This window comes from Mycobacterium sp. TH-M82 (assembly GCF_057473605.1).
On sequence record NZ_JBYCKY010000792.1, the window covers coordinates 1 to 1,418 of the forward strand.

General features: G+C 70.0%; 1 protein-coding gene. It reads right to left on the bottom strand.

Annotated elements, in window-relative coordinates; all coding sequences use genetic code 11:
• The coding region (locus AC2VON_RS23495; RefSeq protein WP_486955003.1) for an ATP-binding cassette domain-containing protein at positions 1–1,418 on the bottom strand (1,418 nt) is incomplete at both ends.

The following is a 1,418-nucleotide window of genomic DNA, read 5'->3' on the forward strand; positions in this document are numbered from 1 at the left end:
GCGAACGCGCAGAACACCGCGGTCTTGGCCAGCAGGTAGGCGGTGGTGGACAGGCCGACCGCCTGTTCGCGCTGGAAGATGGCGCGCTCGCCGACCAGGTCGCGGATCGTCAGGGCGGTGCCCATGAACGCCGCGGCCAGCAACAGCAGGTTCAGTATCTGGGCGGACTCGTCGGGTGTGCCGGAGTCGGGCCCGGCGGCGTGGAATCCGTGCGAGCCGGGGACGGTCAGCGACAGCGCGCCCAGGATGAACGGCAGCAGCGCCAGGAAGACGAAATACCCGCGGTCGGCGACGACGAGCCGCATTTGGCGGCGCGTGATCGTGGAGACCTGCCGTCGCAGGCTGGTGTGGACCGGTTCGCCCAGATCGCCGGGCTCGTCGCGGTCCGGGAGCAGTCTTTGGGGTCGGCGTCCGGCGTCGCGCCGGGCCTGGAAGCGGCGGTTGGCCTCGTCGGGGTCGGCGCCGACCCGGGTGAAGATCTTGGCCCAGTTGGTGGTGCCCATGGCGTCGCCGATCTGCTCGGGTGGGCCGCAGTAGGCGGTTTTGCCGCCGGGGGCCACCAGCAGCAGTTGGTCGCAGATGTCGAGGTAGGACAGCATGTGGGTGACCACGATGACCACGCGGCCGGCGTCGGCGAGTGCGCGCAGCATGGTCATGACCTGGTGGTCGAGGGCGGGATCCAGGCCGGAGGTGGGTTCGTCGAGGATCAGCAGGGCGGGTCCGGTGAGCAGTTCGAGGGCCACCGAGGCGCGTTTGCGCTGGCCGCCGGAGAGTTTGTCGACGCGGGTGTCGGCGTGTTTGGTCAGGTCGAGTTCGTCGAGCACCTGCGCGACCACCCTGGCGCGGTCGGCCTTGCTGGTGTCGGGGGGCAGGCGCAGTTCGGCGGCGTAGCCCAGGGCCTGGTTGATGGTGAGCTGGCGGTGCACGACGTCGTCTTGGGGGACCATGCCGATGCGGCTGCGCAGGGAGGCGTATTCGGCGTGGATGTCGTGGCCGGCGAAGGTGACCGTGCCCGAACTCGGGCTGGTGTAACCGGCGATCAGGCGGGCCAGGGTGCTCTTGCCCGCGCCCGAGCCGCCGATGATCGCGGTCAGCGTTCCGGGGCGGGCGGTCAGGGAGATGTCGTCGAGCAGTTGTTTGCCGTTGCCGACGACGTACTTGACGCCGTGAACCTCCAGACCGCCGCTGCGCCTGTCGCTTTCGGTCCGCTTGGCCAGGGTGCCGCCGCGGAACACCAGGTCGACGTTGCCGATCGTGACGACGTCGTCCTCGGTCAGGATCGCCGACCCGACCCGGGTGCCGTTGACGAAGGTCCCGTTGCTGCTGTGGTCGTGGATCTCGGTGCCCAGCGGCGTCCGGGTCAGCGTCGCGTGGTGGCGAGAGGCCAGCACGTCGGGAACCACGACGTCGCTGTCGGC